Raw genomic sequence first — 622 nt, 5'->3', positions numbered from 1 at the left:
CACCTCGCGACCACGCTCGGGGTGGATATGAGCCCGGATACGATCAGCACCATTACCGATGCGGTGTTAGACGAGGTCATGATCTGGCAAAACCGCCAGCTCGACGAGTTTTACCCGGTGATCTTCCTCGACGCGCTACGCGTGAAAATCCGTGACGGTCACCGCGTGGTCAATAAGGCCTGCTACATGGCGGTTGGTGTCGACATGGACGGCATCAAGCACATCCTGGGATTGTGGATTGCCGATAATGAAGGTGCTGCCTTCTGGGCATCGGTGTGCGCGGATCTGGCCAACCGTGGCGTCCAGGACGTGTTCATCGTGTGCTGCGACGGGCTCAAAGGCTTGCCGGAAGCTGTCGAGGCAACCTGGCCGAATTCCATGGTGCAAACCTGCATTGTGCACCTGATTCGGGCTTCGAACCGGTGGGTGTCGCATCAGGACCGCAAATCTGTCTCCCGTGCGCTACGTGAGGTCTACACGGCCGCCAACGAGGACACCGCACGTGCCAGCCTGGACGCGTTCCAGGCCAGTGAACTGGGCCAGAGATACCCGCAATCGGTCAAAGTCTGGCGCGACGCCTGGGACCGGTTCGTGCCGTTTTTACAGTTCCCGCCAGCGGCCC

Annotated in this window: 1 protein-coding gene; it reads left to right on the top strand. The window is 60.5% G+C overall.

Features of this window, described 5'->3' with window-relative positions:
* Positions 1 to 622 (top strand): IS256 family transposase (locus QP140_RS09780; protein WP_284759469.1); only part of this gene is annotated, 622 nt, incomplete at both ends.

The sequence above is a fragment of the Corynebacterium sp. UMB9976 genome (assembly GCF_030212265.1).
Lineage (GTDB): Bacteria > Actinomycetota > Actinomycetes > Mycobacteriales > Mycobacteriaceae > Corynebacterium.
This window is presented reverse-complemented; position numbering and strand designations above follow the sequence as displayed.